Origin of the sequence: Vagococcus fluvialis, from assembly GCF_048815235.1 — a bacterium.
In the GTDB taxonomy this organism is placed as follows: Bacteria; Bacillota; Bacilli; order Lactobacillales; family Vagococcaceae; genus Vagococcus.
In genome coordinates this window covers 104121-117989 of record NZ_JBMEAO010000001.1, presented here as the reverse complement: position 1 = coordinate 117989, position 13869 = coordinate 104121, and the positions used below count along the sequence as shown (strand labels likewise).

Genomic DNA, 13869 nt, shown 5'->3' with positions numbered 1-13869 from the left:
CTTTTTAATATCTCTTAGCGAGCACGACTTTTTCTCATCGCTTTTTTGCGACTGTCGTCAATCATCATTTCTTTTTCTTCAACAGGTTCGATTACTAATTTTTTAAATCCAATAGCAACTCCTGCAAGAGCAGCTAAAGTAACTGTAGTACCTGTTAGAAATCCTGAAGTAAATTTTTTCATTAGGTTCACATCCTCTGTTTTTTGTACAATTCTATTATCCACCATTTACTGAAAAAAATCTAGTAATATCCTAAATGAAAGATGTTAAAATACACATGAAGTGGTAAACTAATAGTCGGAAAGGCAAGTGATAACAAATGACATTAATATTTGCTCATAGAGGAAGCAAGGGAACTCGCCCAGAAAATACATTAAGTGCATTTAAAGAAGCAATCGACGTCAAAGCAGATGGGATTGAATTAGATGTACAATTTAGTTTAGATGAAGAGTTAGTCGTTATCCATGATGGTGACGTTAATAGAACAACTAATGGAGCTGGCTTGGTGAAAGAATTAACCTTAGAAGAGTTAAAAACCTTAGACGCTGGTAGTTGGTTTGCACCTGAATATAAAAAAGAACAAATTCCAACCTTTGATGAAGTGTTAGAATTATTGAGAGAAAACAACTATCAAGGCGTTTTAAATGTTGAAATCAAAACAGATGAGTATGACTATGAAGGCATTGAAGCAAGTGTTCTTAATTCACTAGAAAAGTACCCATTAACAGGTGATATTTTATTATCGAGTTTTAATACGGAAACAATGACTCGTGTGATTGGTTTAAATAATACGTATGAAAAAGCAATTATTTTAGATAAATCCAAACGCAAAATTGCTTATTGTTTGGATACTCCTGAGATAGGTGGAATGCACTCGTCTATTGAATGGATTAAAGAAAATCAAGTACAAGCCGAAATGTTCAAAAAACATTTAAGACCGTGGACAGTTAATACAGACGCTGATATGGATTTATGTTTTGATTTAGAATTAACTGCGTTTCATACTGATTTCCCTAAAAAAGCAATGACGTTAAAGGAAGAAAGATATGGAAAAAAATAAACTCTTAGTGATTGTTGGACCGACTGGAGTTGGGAAAACAGCCTTAAGTATTGAATTAAGTAAAAAATTTGCAGGTGAAGTGATTAGTGGTGATTCTTTGCAAGTTTACCGAAAACTAAATATTGGAACAGCAAAAATAACTGAAAAAGAAAAAGAGGGTATTCCTCATTTTTTAATTGATGTGAAAGAACCCACTGAAACCTATTCAGCTTTTGAATTTAAAAAGGAAGCAGAAGACAAGATTGAAGAAATCACTTCTCGTAATAAATTACCAATGATTGTTGGTGGAACGGGAATGTATATTCAGTCGCTACTTTTTGATTTTCAGTTAGGTGCTGAAGAAAAAGCTGAATTAGCTAATAAGAGGCGATTATTTTGGGAGAATTTTGCTAATGAAAATGGTAAAGAAGAACTATGGTCTCATTTGGAATCTTTAGATCCAAAAGCTGCCAAAAATATTCATTCAAATAATGAAAAACGAGTTATTCGTGCTATTGAAGTCTTTGAAAAAACAGGTGTAAGCATCTTGGATCAAGAAGGTATAGATTTGAAAGATTTATCTAATTCACCTTTTGACGTTAAATTAATAGGTTTAGAAACGAATCGTGAATTGCTTTATGAGCGGATTAATTACCGAGTTGATTTAATGATGGAGCAAGGTTTACTAAAAGAAGCTGAATATGTCTTTTCTTTAGGTGATACGCAAGGAAGTCAAGGGATTGGTTACAAAGAATTTTTCCCTTACTTTAGGGGAGACATGCCCTTAGAAACATGTGTAGAAAAAGTGAAACAAAATTCGCGAAAATATGCAAAAAGACAATTAACTTGGTTTAAAAATCGAATGGATGTTGAATGGTTTGATTTAGTACAGGAGCCGAGTGTGATAGAAGAAATAGAAACCTCAGTTAGAGAATGGTTAACTGAGTGAAAGAAGGTGTCTTATGGAGAAAGTTATTTTAGTTGGTGTTGAGAACCAAGAGAATTTCAAAAATTTTATGGAATCAATGGAAGAATTAGGTAATTTAACTGAAACTGCAGAAGGACTTGTAGTAGGAGAGTTAATTCAAAAAAGACAAGCGATTGATCGCAGAACGATTGTTGGAAAAGGTAAATTAGAAGAGTTATCAGCGTTAGTAGCTTCAAAAGATGCGGATACGGTTATCTTTAACCATGAGCTGACAGCAAGACAAGCTCGTTTAATTGAAGAAGCAGTAGATGTTAAAGTGATTGACCGAGTGCAATTAATTTTAGATATTTTTGCGATGCGTGCTAAATCAAAAGAAGGACAACTTCAAGTGGAGCTTGCACAGTTAAACTATTTATTACCTAGGCTAGTTGGCCAAGGAAGTTCACTTTCACGTTTAGGAGGGGGAATTGGAACAAGAGGACCTGGAGAAACGAAATTAGAAACAGATCGACGTCACATTCGTTACAAGATTACACTAATCAAAAGAGAGTTAAAAGAAACAGAAGAACATCGTGAAAGAAGTCGTCAAAAACGAAAAGAATCCTCTGTCTTTCAGATTGGTTTGATTGGTTATACAAATGCTGGTAAATCAACGATTATGAATTTGTTAACAGATACTAAAACCTATGCTGAAGACCAATTGTTTGCTACACTTGATCCTCTGACTAAAAAGTGGCAATTACCAGAAGGATTAGAAACGACATTAACAGATACGGTTGGGTTTATTCAAGATTTACCAACTCAGTTAATTGAAGCCTTCCAATCTACTTTAGAAGAAAGTCGAAGTGTGGATCTATTACTTCATGTGGTTGATTCAACCTCTGATAATCGAGGTCAACAAGAACAAACTGTTGTCGACCTCTTAGATGAGTTGAAAATGGCGCATATACCAGTCTTAACAGTTTATAATAAGGCAGATAAATTAGATGATAGAGGGCAATTTGTACCAACACTCTATCCTAATTGTTTGATTTCAGCTTATGAAGAAGCAAGCAAAGATATTCTTGTGGATGCCATAACTAAGCAAATGAAAACACTGTTTATTCCTTTTGAGATGGTATTAGAAGCAAAAGACGCTTATCAATTAACACAAATGCAACAAGAGGTCTTAATTGATTTTTATGAGTACCAAGAAGAGAATAATACTTATTTTGTAAAAGGTTATGCTCCAGAAAAATCAAAATGGATTAGAGGAGAAAAAGAAGATGAGTTGGAATTCTAGTTTTAATGCTGATTTAATTGAAAAAATAAGAACAGTTGATAAAAAAATCATGGAAGTTCGTTTGGACCTTCAAGAGATTGCTTTAACTAATCAAGGGAAAGTATTAGCGGCTTTTCGAGAAAACAAATTATCTGAAAGTCACTTTGCTCCCTCTACTGGTTATGGCTATGATGATATTGGAAGAGATGCTTTAGAAGCAATTTACGCCGATGTTTTTAAAACAGAAGCAGCTCTTGTAAGACCTCAAATTGTTTCAGGAACTCATGCTATTTCAACAGCACTTTTTGGTGTATTAAGACCAGGGGACGAGTTGATGTATATAACAGGAACTCCTTATGATACGCTTCATGAAGTTATTGGAACGGCAGGAAACGGTATAGGTTCTCTTAAAGAATTTGGCATCTTGTACCAAGAAGTTCTGCTAAAAGAAAATGGCACGGTTGATTTTGAAGCCGTTGAAAGTCGAATAACTGAAAAAACAAAAGTAATTGGTATTCAACGCTCGCGTGGTTATGATTCAAGACCATCGTTTACTGTGAGTCAAATTGAAGAAATGATTCGTTTTGTTAAAGAAATTAATCCTAATTTGATTGTGTTTGTAGATAATTGCTACGGCGAATTTGCAGAAATCATCGAACCAACAGAGGTTGGAGCTGATTTAATGGCTGGATCGCTAATTAAAAATCCTGGTGGTGGTATTGCCAAAACTGGTGGTTATATTGTAGGTCGTAAAGAATTAGTTGAAAAAGCAGGCTACCGCTTAACAACACCTGGAGTTGGTGGAGAAGGTGGGGCGATGATTTATAGTACGCATGAAATGATTCAAGGCTTTTTCTTAGCGCCTCATGTGGTGTCTCAAGCCATTCAAGGAGCAGTATTTACTGCAGCTTTACTTGAAGAGTTTAATATTGCTTCAACACCAAAATGGAATGACCCAAGAACTGATTTGATTCAGTTGATTTCACTTCAAGATAAAGAGAAGATGATTGCCTTTTGTCAGGCTGTTCAAAAATATTCACCAGTTGATGCTTATGTGGCTCCAATACCTTCTTATATGCCAGGATATGAAGATGATGTCATCATGGCAGCAGGAACTTTTGTTCAAGGAGCAAGTTTAGAATTAACAGCAGATGGACCATTGAGAGCACCTTATGAATTATATGTTCAAGGTGGTCTAACATTTGAGCATGTTAAAATTGCTGTGTGCCAAGCGGTTAATCAAATATTTTATTAATTTTTATTAAAGTTGTCTACCTATGTTAGATTATCTAACATAGGTCGTTGACTTTTTTTTTTTAGCCTGTTATTCTACCTTTAACCTTTAAGAAAAGAGGCGAGAAAATGAGTGAAAAAGAATTACGTCGTACCTTGGCTGTGTTTCCAATGAGTTCAGTTATGAAGTTAACGGACTTAACAGCTAGAAAAATTAGATATTACGAAGAACAGGAACTAATTTTTCCAGAACGAAATGCAGGTAACAATCGGTTATTTTCTTTAAACGATATTGATCGCTTACTAGACATAAAGGAGATGCTTAATGACGATTACTCCATTAAAGAGATTAGAAAGCAATTTATCAAACAGGACAAACGACAAGAAGAATTGTCAGAAGAAAAAATCCGAATTGCTTTGTATAATGATTTAATGAACGAAAGTGGATTAAGGTAAAATAAAAAGAAGAGGCGTGAAGATAGGAATGTATACAACGAAAGAACAGATCAAAGAAGCAGCAGAAAAAGAAAACGTAAGATTTTTACGATTAATGTTTACTGATATTTTAGGTAGACTAAAAAATGTTGAGGTTCCTATTAGCCAAATAGATAAAGTATTAGATAATAAAATGATGTTTGACGGCTCATCTATTGAAGGATTTGTCCGTATAGAAGAAAGTGATATGTATTTACGTCCCGACTTAACAACGTGGATGATCTTCCCTTGGGAAAGTGAAAAAGGAAAAGTGGCTCGTTTAATTTGTGATGTTTATAATACTGAAGGAAAACCATTTGAAGGAGATCCTCGTGGTAATCTAAAACGCGTATTAAAAGAGATGACTGATTTAGGTTTTACTGGGTTTAACATTGGACCAGAGCCAGAGTTTTTCTTATTTAAATTAGATGAAAAAGGACATCCAACACAAGAATTGAATGACCAAGGTGGTTATTTTGACTTTGCTCCTACTGATTTAGGTGAAAACTGTCGTCGTGATATCGTATTAGAATTAGAAAGTTTAGGATTTGAAGTGGAAGCTTCTCATCATGAATGTGCTCCAGGACAACATGAGATTGACTTTAAATATGCAAATGCTATTGAAGCGTGTGATAATATTCAAACATTTGAATTAGTAGTTCGCACAATCGCTAGAAAACACGGCTTACACGCAACATTTATGCCAAAACCATTACATGGTATTGCTGGAAGTGGGATGCACATTAACATGTCTTTATTTAATGAAGAAGGAAATGTGTTCTACGATGAAAATGGTAAAGATGGTTTAAGTGAAACTGCTTATCATTTCTTAGGTGGATTATTAAAACATGCTAGAGGGTACACAGCGGTATGTAACCCAATCGTTAACTCATACAAACGTTTAGTACCAGGTTACGAAGCACCTGTTTATGTAGCATGGAGTGGGAAAAACCGTTCACCATTAGTTCGTGTACCAAGTTCTCGTGGACTTTCAACACGTTTAGAGTTACGTTCTGTAGATCCAACAGCCAATCCTTACTTAGCGATGGCAGTTTTATTACAAGCTGGTTTAGATGGGATTAAAAATCAAATTACGCCACCAGCTGCTGTTGACAGAAATATTTATGTGATGACAGAAGAAGAAAGAAAAGAAGCTGAAATTACTGATTTACCATCAACGTTACATAATGCTATTAAGTATATGAGAAAAGATGAAATCGTAAAAGAAGCTTTAGGTAATCATATTTACAATAACTTCATTGAAGCGAAAAAAATGGAGTGGTCAGCTTACCGTCAGCAAGTTTCTGAGTGGGAAAGAGAGCAATATTTAGAAATGTATTAAAAAATTGACCTTTGTTAATAAAAAAATTAACAAAGGTTTTTTTATTTGGCTCATTTTATGTTAAAATGTGTCTAGTTGATTATAAAGGAGATAATAATAAATGATTTCAGTTGGAGATTTAAGAGGCGGAATGACCTTTGAAAAAGATGGTAAACTAATTAAGGTATTAGATGCAAGCCATCATAAACCAGGTAAAGGTAACACTGTAATGCGTCTAAAATTAAGAGACGTAAGAACAGGTTCAACAACAGATACAACTATGCGTCCTGAAGAGAAAGTAAAAAAAGCTCATATTGATAGTAAATCAGTTCAATACTTATATTTACAAGATGATATGGCTGTATTTATGGACTTAGAAACTTATGAGCAATATGAAATTCCATCAAGTATTATTGAAGCAGAATTATTATATTTGTTAGATAATATGGAAGTAACTATTCAATTCTACGGAGACGAAGTAATAGGAGTAGCATTACCTACAACTGTTGTTTTACGAGTTGAAGATACACCACCATCAATTAAAGGTGCAACAGTTTCTGGTTCTGGTAAACCAGCTACAATGCAAACTGGTCTAGTTGTAAACGTTCCTGATTTTATCGAAGCAGGCGAATTATTAGAAGTTAACACACAAGACGGTTCTTACATTAAGAGAGCTAAATAATATAAGAAAAAAACAAGAAAACAAATTGAAGTTTTCTTGTTTTTTTTTAATAATTTTTGAAAATAATAGATAAATTTAGATAAAAGGTAAACATGTGATACCTCTTATGCTATACTTGAGTGCATAACTATAAAAAGAAAGTGGGAGGACAAGAGATGTTGCATTTGTTAGACTTGTTCAAACCTAGTACATGGCAGTCTTTTTTTACTGCACATTTTTCAGCTGACGTTGTGATTCATCTCATTGATATTTTAGTTGTTTGGTTTGTTATATACAAACTAATCATGCTTCTAAATGGGACTAAGGCGATTCAAGTTTTTAAAGGGATTGCTGTGATTATCATGATAAGAATTGTAAGTGATGTGATAGGATTAACTACTGTTTCTTGGTTAATGAATCAGGTAATTACTTATGGCGCTATAGCGGCAATCGTTATTTTCCAACCAGAAGTAAGACGTGGTTTGGAACATCTCGGAAGAGGTTCAATTCTAAAATCAAATAAAAAAAGAGAAAATGATAAAGAATACTTGATTACACAGTTAGATGAAGCTATTCAGTACATGTCTAAAAGGAAAATTGGCGCACTTATCTCTATTGAAAAAAGAGATAGCTTAGTTGACTTTGTAGAAACAGGTATTTCTTTAGATTCCGACATAACTAGTCAATTATTAATTAATATTTTTATACCGAATACACCGCTTCATGATGGAGCTGTTATTATTCGTGATGGTAAAATAGCTTCGGCTTGTTCTTATTTACCTTTATCAGAAAATTCATTGATTCCAAAAGAATATGGAACAAGACACCGAGCAGCGATAGGTTTAAGCGAGGTAAGTGATTCGTTAACGATTATTGTTTCAGAAGAAACTGGTGATGTAAGTATTGCTTATAGTAATAAGTTTTCACCTCATTTGAATAAAGAGGAATACATTGATATTTTAAATCGCGAGTTAATTCAAAAAGAAGCAGAAACAAAATCAAGTGCTATCAATCAATTTTTTGAAGATTTTGTAAGTGGATTTAAAGGAGGTAAAAAATAATGAGAAGAAAAGGAAAAACCCCTTGGCTCATTAGGATTCTTTCTTTATTTTTTGCCATTTTATTTTTCTATAATGCCAATTTAACTAAATTTAGTAAAGAGGATACAGGCTTTACTCAGTTATCAGCTATAGCTGAAAAGGTGCCTGTAAATATTACCTATAATCAGGATAAATATTTTATTTCTGGTTATGATCAAACTGTGGACGTTGAGTTAAGTTCTGCTAATAAAATCTTATTAGATAAGGAATCGAATGCTGAAACAAGAAGTTTTTCGGTGGTGATGGATTTAACCAAATACCAAGAAGGAACTCATGAAGTACCATTAGAATTGGTTGGCCTCCCTAGTGCCGTAAAAGGTAAAATAAGCCCAAGTAAATTAACGGTAACCGTTGATAAGAAAACGAGTAATAAGTTTAAGGTTGAACCAGTAGTTGATCCAACTATTTTTGCAAATGGCTATGAAATGGATAGAGCAGAAGTATCCCCTGATAGCGTTACTTTAGTTGGTGGAGAAGAGGCTATTGGAAAAGTAGCACGAGTTGTGGCAAGCGTTAGTGAGAAATCAAATGTTTCTGATGATTTCTTTGAAAAAGTAAAACCATACGCTATGGATGCTAACAATGAACCTTTAGACGTACGGGTTGAACCAGATTCTGTTCGAGTAGATGTCTATTTAAAATTACCAACGAAAAAAGTAAAGATAAAACCAGTCCAAACAGGAAGTATACCTCAAGGGATTAAGGATTTTGCTTTTTCAGCAAAACAGGATGAGGTAGAGATTACCGGACCTAAAGATGTTTTAGATGAAATTAATCTGATTGAAGTTAAAGTAGATACAAGTGGTATTAAAGAAACAGTCACAAATGATTATCCAATAGTTGCGCCAAAAGAAGTCACAGTGGAACCAGGAAGTGTTTCTATAACGGTTAAACCTGAAAAGGAATCAGAAAAGACAGTTAAACTTAATAACAAATTATCGACAGCAAGAAAAAATTCTGATAGAATTCCTCTCAGTGATAAAAAAACAAAAGATAGTAAATAAAGATAAATATATGTATAGTTAGGAGATTTTTAAAAATGGGTAAGTATTTTGGAACAGATGGTGTTAGAGGCGTAGCAAATCAAGAATTAACACCTGAATTAGCGTTTAAATTAGGTCGTTGTGGAGGCTATGTTTTATGTCAACATAATGAAACAACTGATAAAAAACCTCAAGTATTAGTGGGAAGAGACACACGTATTTCTGGTCAATTATTAGAGCAAGCTTTAATCGCTGGTTTATTATCTGTTGGAATCGAAGTATTACAATTAGGAGTTATCTCAACACCAGGTGTTTCTTACTTAACAAGAACACAAAAAGCAGCTGCAGGTGTTATGATTTCTGCTTCTCATAATCCAGCTGAAGATAATGGCATTAAATTCTTTGGTCCAGACGGTTTTAAATTAGTAGACGAAGAAGAAGCTGAAATTGAGGCTTTACTTGATGCAACAGAAGATACTTTACCTAGACCATCAGCAGACGGATTAGGAACATTAGATGTTTATCCTGAAGGGTTACAAAAATACATGGAATTTTTAAAACAAACGATTCCAAATCCTTTAACAGGATTAACTGTCTGCTTAGATGGAGCACATGGTGCAACTTCTCCAATCGTTAACCATTTATTTGCTGATTTAGATACAGACTTCTATACAATGGGCGTGAAACCAGATGGTATCAATATTAACGCTGGTGTTGGATCAACTCATCCAGAAGCTTTAGCTGAATTTGTTGTTGAAAAGGGTGCTGATTTAGGACTTGCTTTTGATGGCGATGGCGACCGTGTGATTGCTGTAGATGAAAAAGGAAACATTGTTGATGGTGATAAAATTCTTTACATTTGTGGTAAACATTTAAAAGGTAAAGGATTATTAAAAGAAGAAACAATTGTTGCGACAGTTATGAGTAACTTAGGGTTCCATAAAGCGGTTGAAGAAGCTGAAATGAAAGCTGTATGTACACAAGTTGGAGACCGTTATGTAGTTGAAGAAATGCGTAAATCTGGCTATAACTTAGGTGGGGAACAATCAGGACATATTGTTTTCTTAGATTACAATACAACAGGGGACGGTTTATTATCTGGTATCCAATTAATGAGTGTTATGAAAGAAACTGGTAAAACATTATCTGAATTAACTGCTGAAATTGAAGAGTTTCCACAAAAGTTAGTTAACATTAAAGTAAGTGACAAACATGGGGCTATGGATGTCACTGCTATTAAAGCAGTCATTGATGAAGTCGAAACTGAAATGAATGGTGACGGTCGTATTTTAGTAAGACCTTCTGGAACAGAGCCTTTATTAAGAGTTATGGCAGAAGCACCAACAAAAGAAAAAGTTGACTACTATGTTGATAAAATAGCAGCGATTGTTATCCAAGAAATCGGCTTAGATTAAATAAAACAAAACCTAGAGAATACAACTCTCTAGGTTTTTTTATTTAGAAAATTTGATATAATAGAACACATAAAAGTGATGAAGGAGTAGTATATGCGAGTAATAGCAGGTGACTTTAAAGGCAGAAGATTAACCTCTCTGTCAGGAGATAATACAAGACCGACAAGTGATAAGATAAAGGGCTCGATATTTAATATGATTGGGCCGTACTTTGATGAGGAAAAAGTTCTTGATTTATATAGTGGTAGTGGCAATTTAGCGATTGAAGCTGTTTCAAGGGGATGTAGTAAAGCTTATTGTTTTGATAATCATTTTAAAGCAATTCAAGTCATTCAAGAAAATATCAAATTAACAAAAAGTGACTCCTCTTTTGTTGTTAAAAAAATGGATGCTGATAGAGGATTAGAATGGTTACATGATAATGGACAAACCTTTGACTTAATCTTTTTAGATCCTCCCTATGCAAAACAAATCATTGAAACACAACTTGAAAAAATGCAGGAATTAAAACTAATTGCTCCTTTTGGACGAGTGATATGCGAGACAGATAAACAAGTTGATTTACCAGATACAGTTGGAAAACTAGTAGCATTGAAACAACAATCATATGGCGCTACAAAAGTGACGATTTATCGATTGGAAGAGGAGGAAGTTGAAAATGACTAGTAAACGAGTAGCATTGTTTCCTGGAAGTTTTGACCCATTCACAAATGGTCATTTAAATACAGTTGAACGAGCAAGTATTTTATTTGATGAAGTCATCATAGGGATTTTTACAAATACAACAAAAAAACCTTTATTTTCAGCAGAAGAGAAAAAAATGTTAACGGTAGAAGCAACCAAACATTTGAGTAATGTAAAAGTATTGAGTCAATCTGAAGGATTAACTATTAACATTGCAAAAGAATTAGGTGCTAATTTTTTAATTCGAGGCGTTAGAAATAGTCAAGATTATGAATACGAAAAAAATATCGCTTCAATGAACCGCCAAATGGACTCAGAGATTGATACTGTTTTCTTACTATCTGACGAAGCCTATAGTAATATCAGCTCTAGTATGATAAAAGAAATAGCTCGTTTTCAAGGAGATGTTTCTTCATTTGTTCCAGAGTGTGTTTATGAAGCGTTAAAAGTAAAATTAGGATAGGAATTAACTGAATGAAACAAATTAATTTTAAAATAATAATAGTCACCATGATTGTATCCATTGTCCTCTTTGTTATGCCTTTACCTTACTATATTGAGATGCCAGGAACGGCAGAGGATTTAAAAGAACATGTTGAAGTAAATGGTGAAAAAGACCCAAATAAAGGTTCTTATATGTTGACGACAGTAGGCATTCAAAGAGCCACGCCATTTTCATTTATGTTAAGTTATTTCAATCCACTACATGAAATTGTGAGTAAAAAAGAGATGATGGGGTCAAGTAGCTCTAAAGAATATGACCAAATGCAAGATTATTACATGAAAACCTCGCAAAACTTAGCTAGTAAAGTAGCTTTAGATTTAGTTGATAAACCTTATGAGATAGATTATCAAGGTATTTATGTGATGTCAGTTAATGAAAAATCAGATTTTTATGGGAAATTAGAAGTTGGCGACACGGTTTCTAAGTTAGATGGTAAAAAAATTACTTCTTCTCAAGAATTAATCGATACAATCAAAAGTAAACAAGTTGGAGATAAAGTAACCTTGACCGTTTTAGATGATAACAAAACAAAAGACATAACAGGTACGTTAATTGAAATGGAGGAAACAAAACTTCCAGGAATAGGTATCTCTCTTGTTGATCATACTGAGTTAGTGTCAGATGATACGATTACATTTAAAACAGATGGAATCGGTGGTCCTTCTGCCGGGCTAATGTTTACCTTAGAATTATACACTCTTTTAAGTGGTAAGGATTTGAGACAAAATCTGAACATCGCTGGCACGGGTACAATTAACGCAGATGGCCAAGTTGGAAGAATCGGTGGCATTGATAAAAAAGTTGTGGCAGCAGAAAATGCTGGTGCAGATATCTTTTTTGCCCCGAATGATGAAATTTCAGAAGAAATGAAAGAAAAATACCCTGATATAAAAACAAATTATGAAGAAGCGCTTGAATCAGCTAAGAAAAATAAGCTAGATTTAAAGATAGTTCCAGTTAAAACCGTTAAAGATGCAGTTGAATATTTAGAAAAAAGAAAGTAGAGATGTGACGCATCTTCTGCTTTCTTTTTCTTATCTTCTTAATAGAAGGGAGAAATGAGATGGAGGAAATAAAAGATGTCATAAAAAAGAAATGGTATGTCGGTGTCATTCTATTGTTAGCAATTTTGATAGGATTTTTTTATTATTCTAGTGATACGAAAGGACAACCCAGAGATACAGTAGTAGAAATTAGTGATTTTGAAGATGAGGAAAAGACAGTAGAAGAAACACAAGAGGTGTTAATGTATGTTGATATCAAGGGAGCAGTTAAAATGCCTGGAATGTATGAAGTTAGTTCAGATATGAGGCTGTTAAATGTCATTGATCTAGCAGGAGGATTACAGGAAGAAGCTGATAGTCAGCGCGTTAATTTTGCTCAAAAGGTAGAAGATCAGATGGTGATCTATATCCCGAAAGTAGGAGAGGAGTTAGATGAGAGAGTAGCTGTTTCAAATCAAGGGAATTCAACAGAAGAAGCAACAAGTAAAGTTAACATTAACCAAGCGACTAAAGAAGAATTAATGACACTAAATGGCGTTGGAGAAAAGAAGGCAGAGAAAATTATAGACTATCGTGAGGAGCATGGTTCTTTTCAAACGATTGAAGAATTAAAAAAGGTAAACGGTTTTGGCGAAAAATCATTTGACAGTTTGGCTGAATATATTACTATATAGTATAAGAACAAAAAAGAAAGTAGTGACATCATGGAATATGAAAGAATACCCTGGGATCAATATTTTATGGGACAAAGTTTATTATTATCTTTAAGAAGTACTTGTACAAGATTAGCTGTAGGAGCAACTATTGTGCGAGATAAACGAATTATTGCTGGAGGTTACAACGGATCTGTTAGTGGTGATGTTCATTGTATCGATGAGGGTTGTTATCTAGTAGATAATCACTGTGTAAGAACGATTCATGCGGAAATGAATGCGATTTTACAATGTGCTAAATTTGGTGTTGGTACAGATGAAGCAGAAATTTATGTCACTCATTTTCCTTGTCTTCAATGTACTAAAATGATATTACAAGCAGGAATTAAAAAAATACACTACTTAACAGATTACCGTAATGATGATTATGCCATTCGTTTGATAAAGGATGCTGGCGCATCTGTTCATCAAGTGAAACTGTCAAAAAAATATTTTTCAAGTTTACCTTTTGGAGACGATTCTGATTACATGTTTGAAGAGTAATCAAGGTTTCTTATGTTTTCCGGTTAGTTTATATGTTTTAATGTTATTATTTTGGAAAGAGTCTA

At 33.9% G+C, this 13869-nt stretch carries 16 protein-coding genes; 15 read left to right on the top strand and 1 reads right to left on the bottom strand.

Annotated elements, in window-relative coordinates; genetic code table 11:
• Positions 1 to 14: 14 nt before the first annotated feature.
• The gene (locus tag ACODH8_RS00525) at positions 15 to 182 is read right to left on the bottom strand and encodes a DUF3042 family protein (RefSeq protein WP_332464914.1); all 168 of its coding nucleotides are present in this window, start codon (positions 180 to 182) and stop codon (positions 15 to 17) included.
• Between the two features lie 137 nt (positions 183 to 319).
• Between ACODH8_RS00525 and ACODH8_RS00520 the strand changes: the two genes are divergently transcribed.
• The 15 genes from ACODH8_RS00520 (at position 320) to ACODH8_RS00450 (ending at position 13804) form a co-directional block, all read left to right on the top strand.
• Positions 320 to 1060 (top strand): glycerophosphodiester phosphodiesterase family protein, encoded by a 741-nt coding sequence (locus tag ACODH8_RS00520; protein ID WP_332464913.1) that lies wholly within the window; start codon positions 320 to 322, stop codon positions 1058 to 1060.
• Complete coding sequence (miaA, locus tag ACODH8_RS00515) at positions 1047 to 1988, top strand: tRNA (adenosine(37)-N6)-dimethylallyltransferase MiaA (RefSeq protein ID WP_332464912.1); 942 nt, start codon at positions 1047 to 1049, stop codon at positions 1986 to 1988. Before ACODH8_RS00520 ends, miaA begins: the two co-directional genes overlap by 14 nt.
• A gap of 13 nt (positions 1989 to 2001) precedes the next feature.
• Positions 2002 to 3249: a GTPase HflX gene (gene hflX / locus ACODH8_RS00510; RefSeq protein WP_332464911.1), complete on the top strand. Its 1248-nt coding sequence runs from the start codon at positions 2002 to 2004 to the stop codon at positions 3247 to 3249.
• Entirely contained in the window at positions 3233 to 4483 is a 1251-nt protein-coding gene (locus ACODH8_RS00505) for a methionine gamma-lyase family protein (RefSeq protein WP_332464910.1), read from the top strand. The genes hflX and ACODH8_RS00505 overlap by 17 nt, the downstream gene beginning before the upstream one ends.
• Positions 4484 to 4590: 107 nt before the next feature.
• On the top strand, positions 4591 to 4917 hold the full coding sequence (locus tag ACODH8_RS00500) for a MerR family transcriptional regulator (protein WP_332464909.1): 327 nt from the start codon (positions 4591 to 4593) through the stop codon (positions 4915 to 4917).
• A gap of 28 nt (positions 4918 to 4945) precedes the next feature.
• Entirely contained in the window at positions 4946 to 6277 is a 1332-nt protein-coding gene (gene glnA, locus ACODH8_RS00495; RefSeq protein WP_332464908.1) for a type I glutamate--ammonia ligase, read from the top strand.
• Positions 6278 to 6377: 100 nt separating this feature from the next.
• On the top strand, positions 6378 to 6938 hold the full coding sequence (efp, locus tag ACODH8_RS00490; RefSeq protein ID WP_332464907.1) for an elongation factor P: 561 nt from the start codon (positions 6378 to 6380) through the stop codon (positions 6936 to 6938).
• A 155-nt stretch (positions 6939 to 7093) separates the two neighbouring features.
• Complete coding sequence (gene cdaA, locus ACODH8_RS00485; protein ID WP_332464906.1) at positions 7094 to 7978, top strand: diadenylate cyclase CdaA; 885 nt, start codon at positions 7094 to 7096, stop codon at positions 7976 to 7978.
• The gene (locus ACODH8_RS00480) at positions 7978 to 9021 is read left to right on the top strand and encodes a YbbR-like domain-containing protein (RefSeq protein ID WP_332464905.1); all 1044 of its coding nucleotides are present in this window, start codon (positions 7978 to 7980) and stop codon (positions 9019 to 9021) included. Before cdaA ends, ACODH8_RS00480 begins: the two co-directional genes overlap by 1 nt.
• Positions 9022 to 9056: 35 nt before the next feature.
• Entirely contained in the window at positions 9057 to 10415 is a 1359-nt protein-coding gene (glmM, locus tag ACODH8_RS00475; RefSeq protein WP_332464904.1) for a phosphoglucosamine mutase, read from the top strand.
• Between the two features lie 93 nt (positions 10416 to 10508).
• Positions 10509 to 11081 carry a 16S rRNA (guanine(966)-N(2))-methyltransferase RsmD gene (gene rsmD, locus ACODH8_RS00470; RefSeq protein ID WP_332464903.1) on the top strand — a complete coding sequence of 191 codons (573 nt, stop codon included), beginning with the start codon at positions 10509 to 10511 and terminating at the stop codon, positions 11079 to 11081.
• Positions 11074 to 11562: a pantetheine-phosphate adenylyltransferase gene (gene coaD, locus ACODH8_RS00465; RefSeq protein WP_420517391.1), complete on the top strand. Its 489-nt coding sequence runs from the start codon at positions 11074 to 11076 to the stop codon at positions 11560 to 11562. The genes rsmD and coaD overlap by 8 nt, the downstream gene beginning before the upstream one ends.
• Positions 11563 to 11573: 11 nt before the next feature.
• The gene (locus ACODH8_RS00460) at positions 11574 to 12608 is read left to right on the top strand and encodes a SepM family pheromone-processing serine protease (RefSeq protein WP_332464901.1); all 1035 of its coding nucleotides are present in this window, start codon (positions 11574 to 11576) and stop codon (positions 12606 to 12608) included.
• A gap of 59 nt (positions 12609 to 12667) precedes the next feature.
• Positions 12668 to 13282 carry a helix-hairpin-helix domain-containing protein gene (locus ACODH8_RS00455; RefSeq protein WP_332464900.1) on the top strand — a complete coding sequence of 205 codons (615 nt, stop codon included), beginning with the start codon at positions 12668 to 12670 and terminating at the stop codon, positions 13280 to 13282.
• A gap of 30 nt (positions 13283 to 13312) precedes the next feature.
• Positions 13313 to 13804, top strand: a complete 492-nt coding sequence (locus ACODH8_RS00450) for a ComE operon protein 2 (RefSeq protein WP_332464899.1) — start codon at positions 13313 to 13315, stop codon at positions 13802 to 13804.
• Positions 13805 to 13869 lie beyond the last annotated feature (65 nt).

What these genes read in the sequence shown, in the direction of transcription:
- rsmD (WP_332464903.1), top strand. Translation starts at nt 10,509, where the DNA reads ATGCGAGTAATAGCAGGTGACTTTAAAGGCAGAAGATTAACCTCTCTG.
- ACODH8_RS00525 (WP_332464914.1), bottom strand. Translation starts at nt 182, where the DNA reads ATGAAAAAATTTACTTCAGGATTTCTAACAGGTACTACAGTTACTTTA.
- efp (WP_332464907.1), top strand. Translation starts at nt 6,378, where the DNA reads ATGATTTCAGTTGGAGATTTAAGAGGCGGAATGACCTTTGAAAAAGAT.
- coaD (WP_420517391.1), top strand. Translation starts at nt 11,074, where the DNA reads ATGACTAGTAAACGAGTAGCATTGTTTCCTGGAAGTTTTGACCCATTC.
- hflX (WP_332464911.1), top strand. Translation starts at nt 2,002, where the DNA reads ATGGAGAAAGTTATTTTAGTTGGTGTTGAGAACCAAGAGAATTTCAAA.
- ACODH8_RS00480 (WP_332464905.1), top strand. Translation starts at nt 7,978, where the DNA reads ATGAGAAGAAAAGGAAAAACCCCTTGGCTCATTAGGATTCTTTCTTTA.
- ACODH8_RS00500 (WP_332464909.1), top strand. Translation starts at nt 4,591, where the DNA reads ATGAGTGAAAAAGAATTACGTCGTACCTTGGCTGTGTTTCCAATGAGT.
- ACODH8_RS00520 (WP_332464913.1), top strand. Translation starts at nt 320, where the DNA reads ATGACATTAATATTTGCTCATAGAGGAAGCAAGGGAACTCGCCCAGAA.
- ACODH8_RS00460 (WP_332464901.1), top strand. Translation starts at nt 11,574, where the DNA reads ATGAAACAAATTAATTTTAAAATAATAATAGTCACCATGATTGTATCC.
- glnA (WP_332464908.1), top strand. Translation starts at nt 4,946, where the DNA reads ATGTATACAACGAAAGAACAGATCAAAGAAGCAGCAGAAAAAGAAAAC.
- miaA (WP_332464912.1), top strand. Translation starts at nt 1,047, where the DNA reads ATGGAAAAAAATAAACTCTTAGTGATTGTTGGACCGACTGGAGTTGGG.
- ACODH8_RS00505 (WP_332464910.1), top strand. Translation starts at nt 3,233, where the DNA reads ATGAGTTGGAATTCTAGTTTTAATGCTGATTTAATTGAAAAAATAAGA.
- ACODH8_RS00455 (WP_332464900.1), top strand. Translation starts at nt 12,668, where the DNA reads ATGGAGGAAATAAAAGATGTCATAAAAAAGAAATGGTATGTCGGTGTC.
- ACODH8_RS00450 (WP_332464899.1), top strand. Translation starts at nt 13,313, where the DNA reads ATGGAATATGAAAGAATACCCTGGGATCAATATTTTATGGGACAAAGT.
- glmM (WP_332464904.1), top strand. Translation starts at nt 9,057, where the DNA reads ATGGGTAAGTATTTTGGAACAGATGGTGTTAGAGGCGTAGCAAATCAA.
- cdaA (WP_332464906.1), top strand. Translation starts at nt 7,094, where the DNA reads ATGTTGCATTTGTTAGACTTGTTCAAACCTAGTACATGGCAGTCTTTT.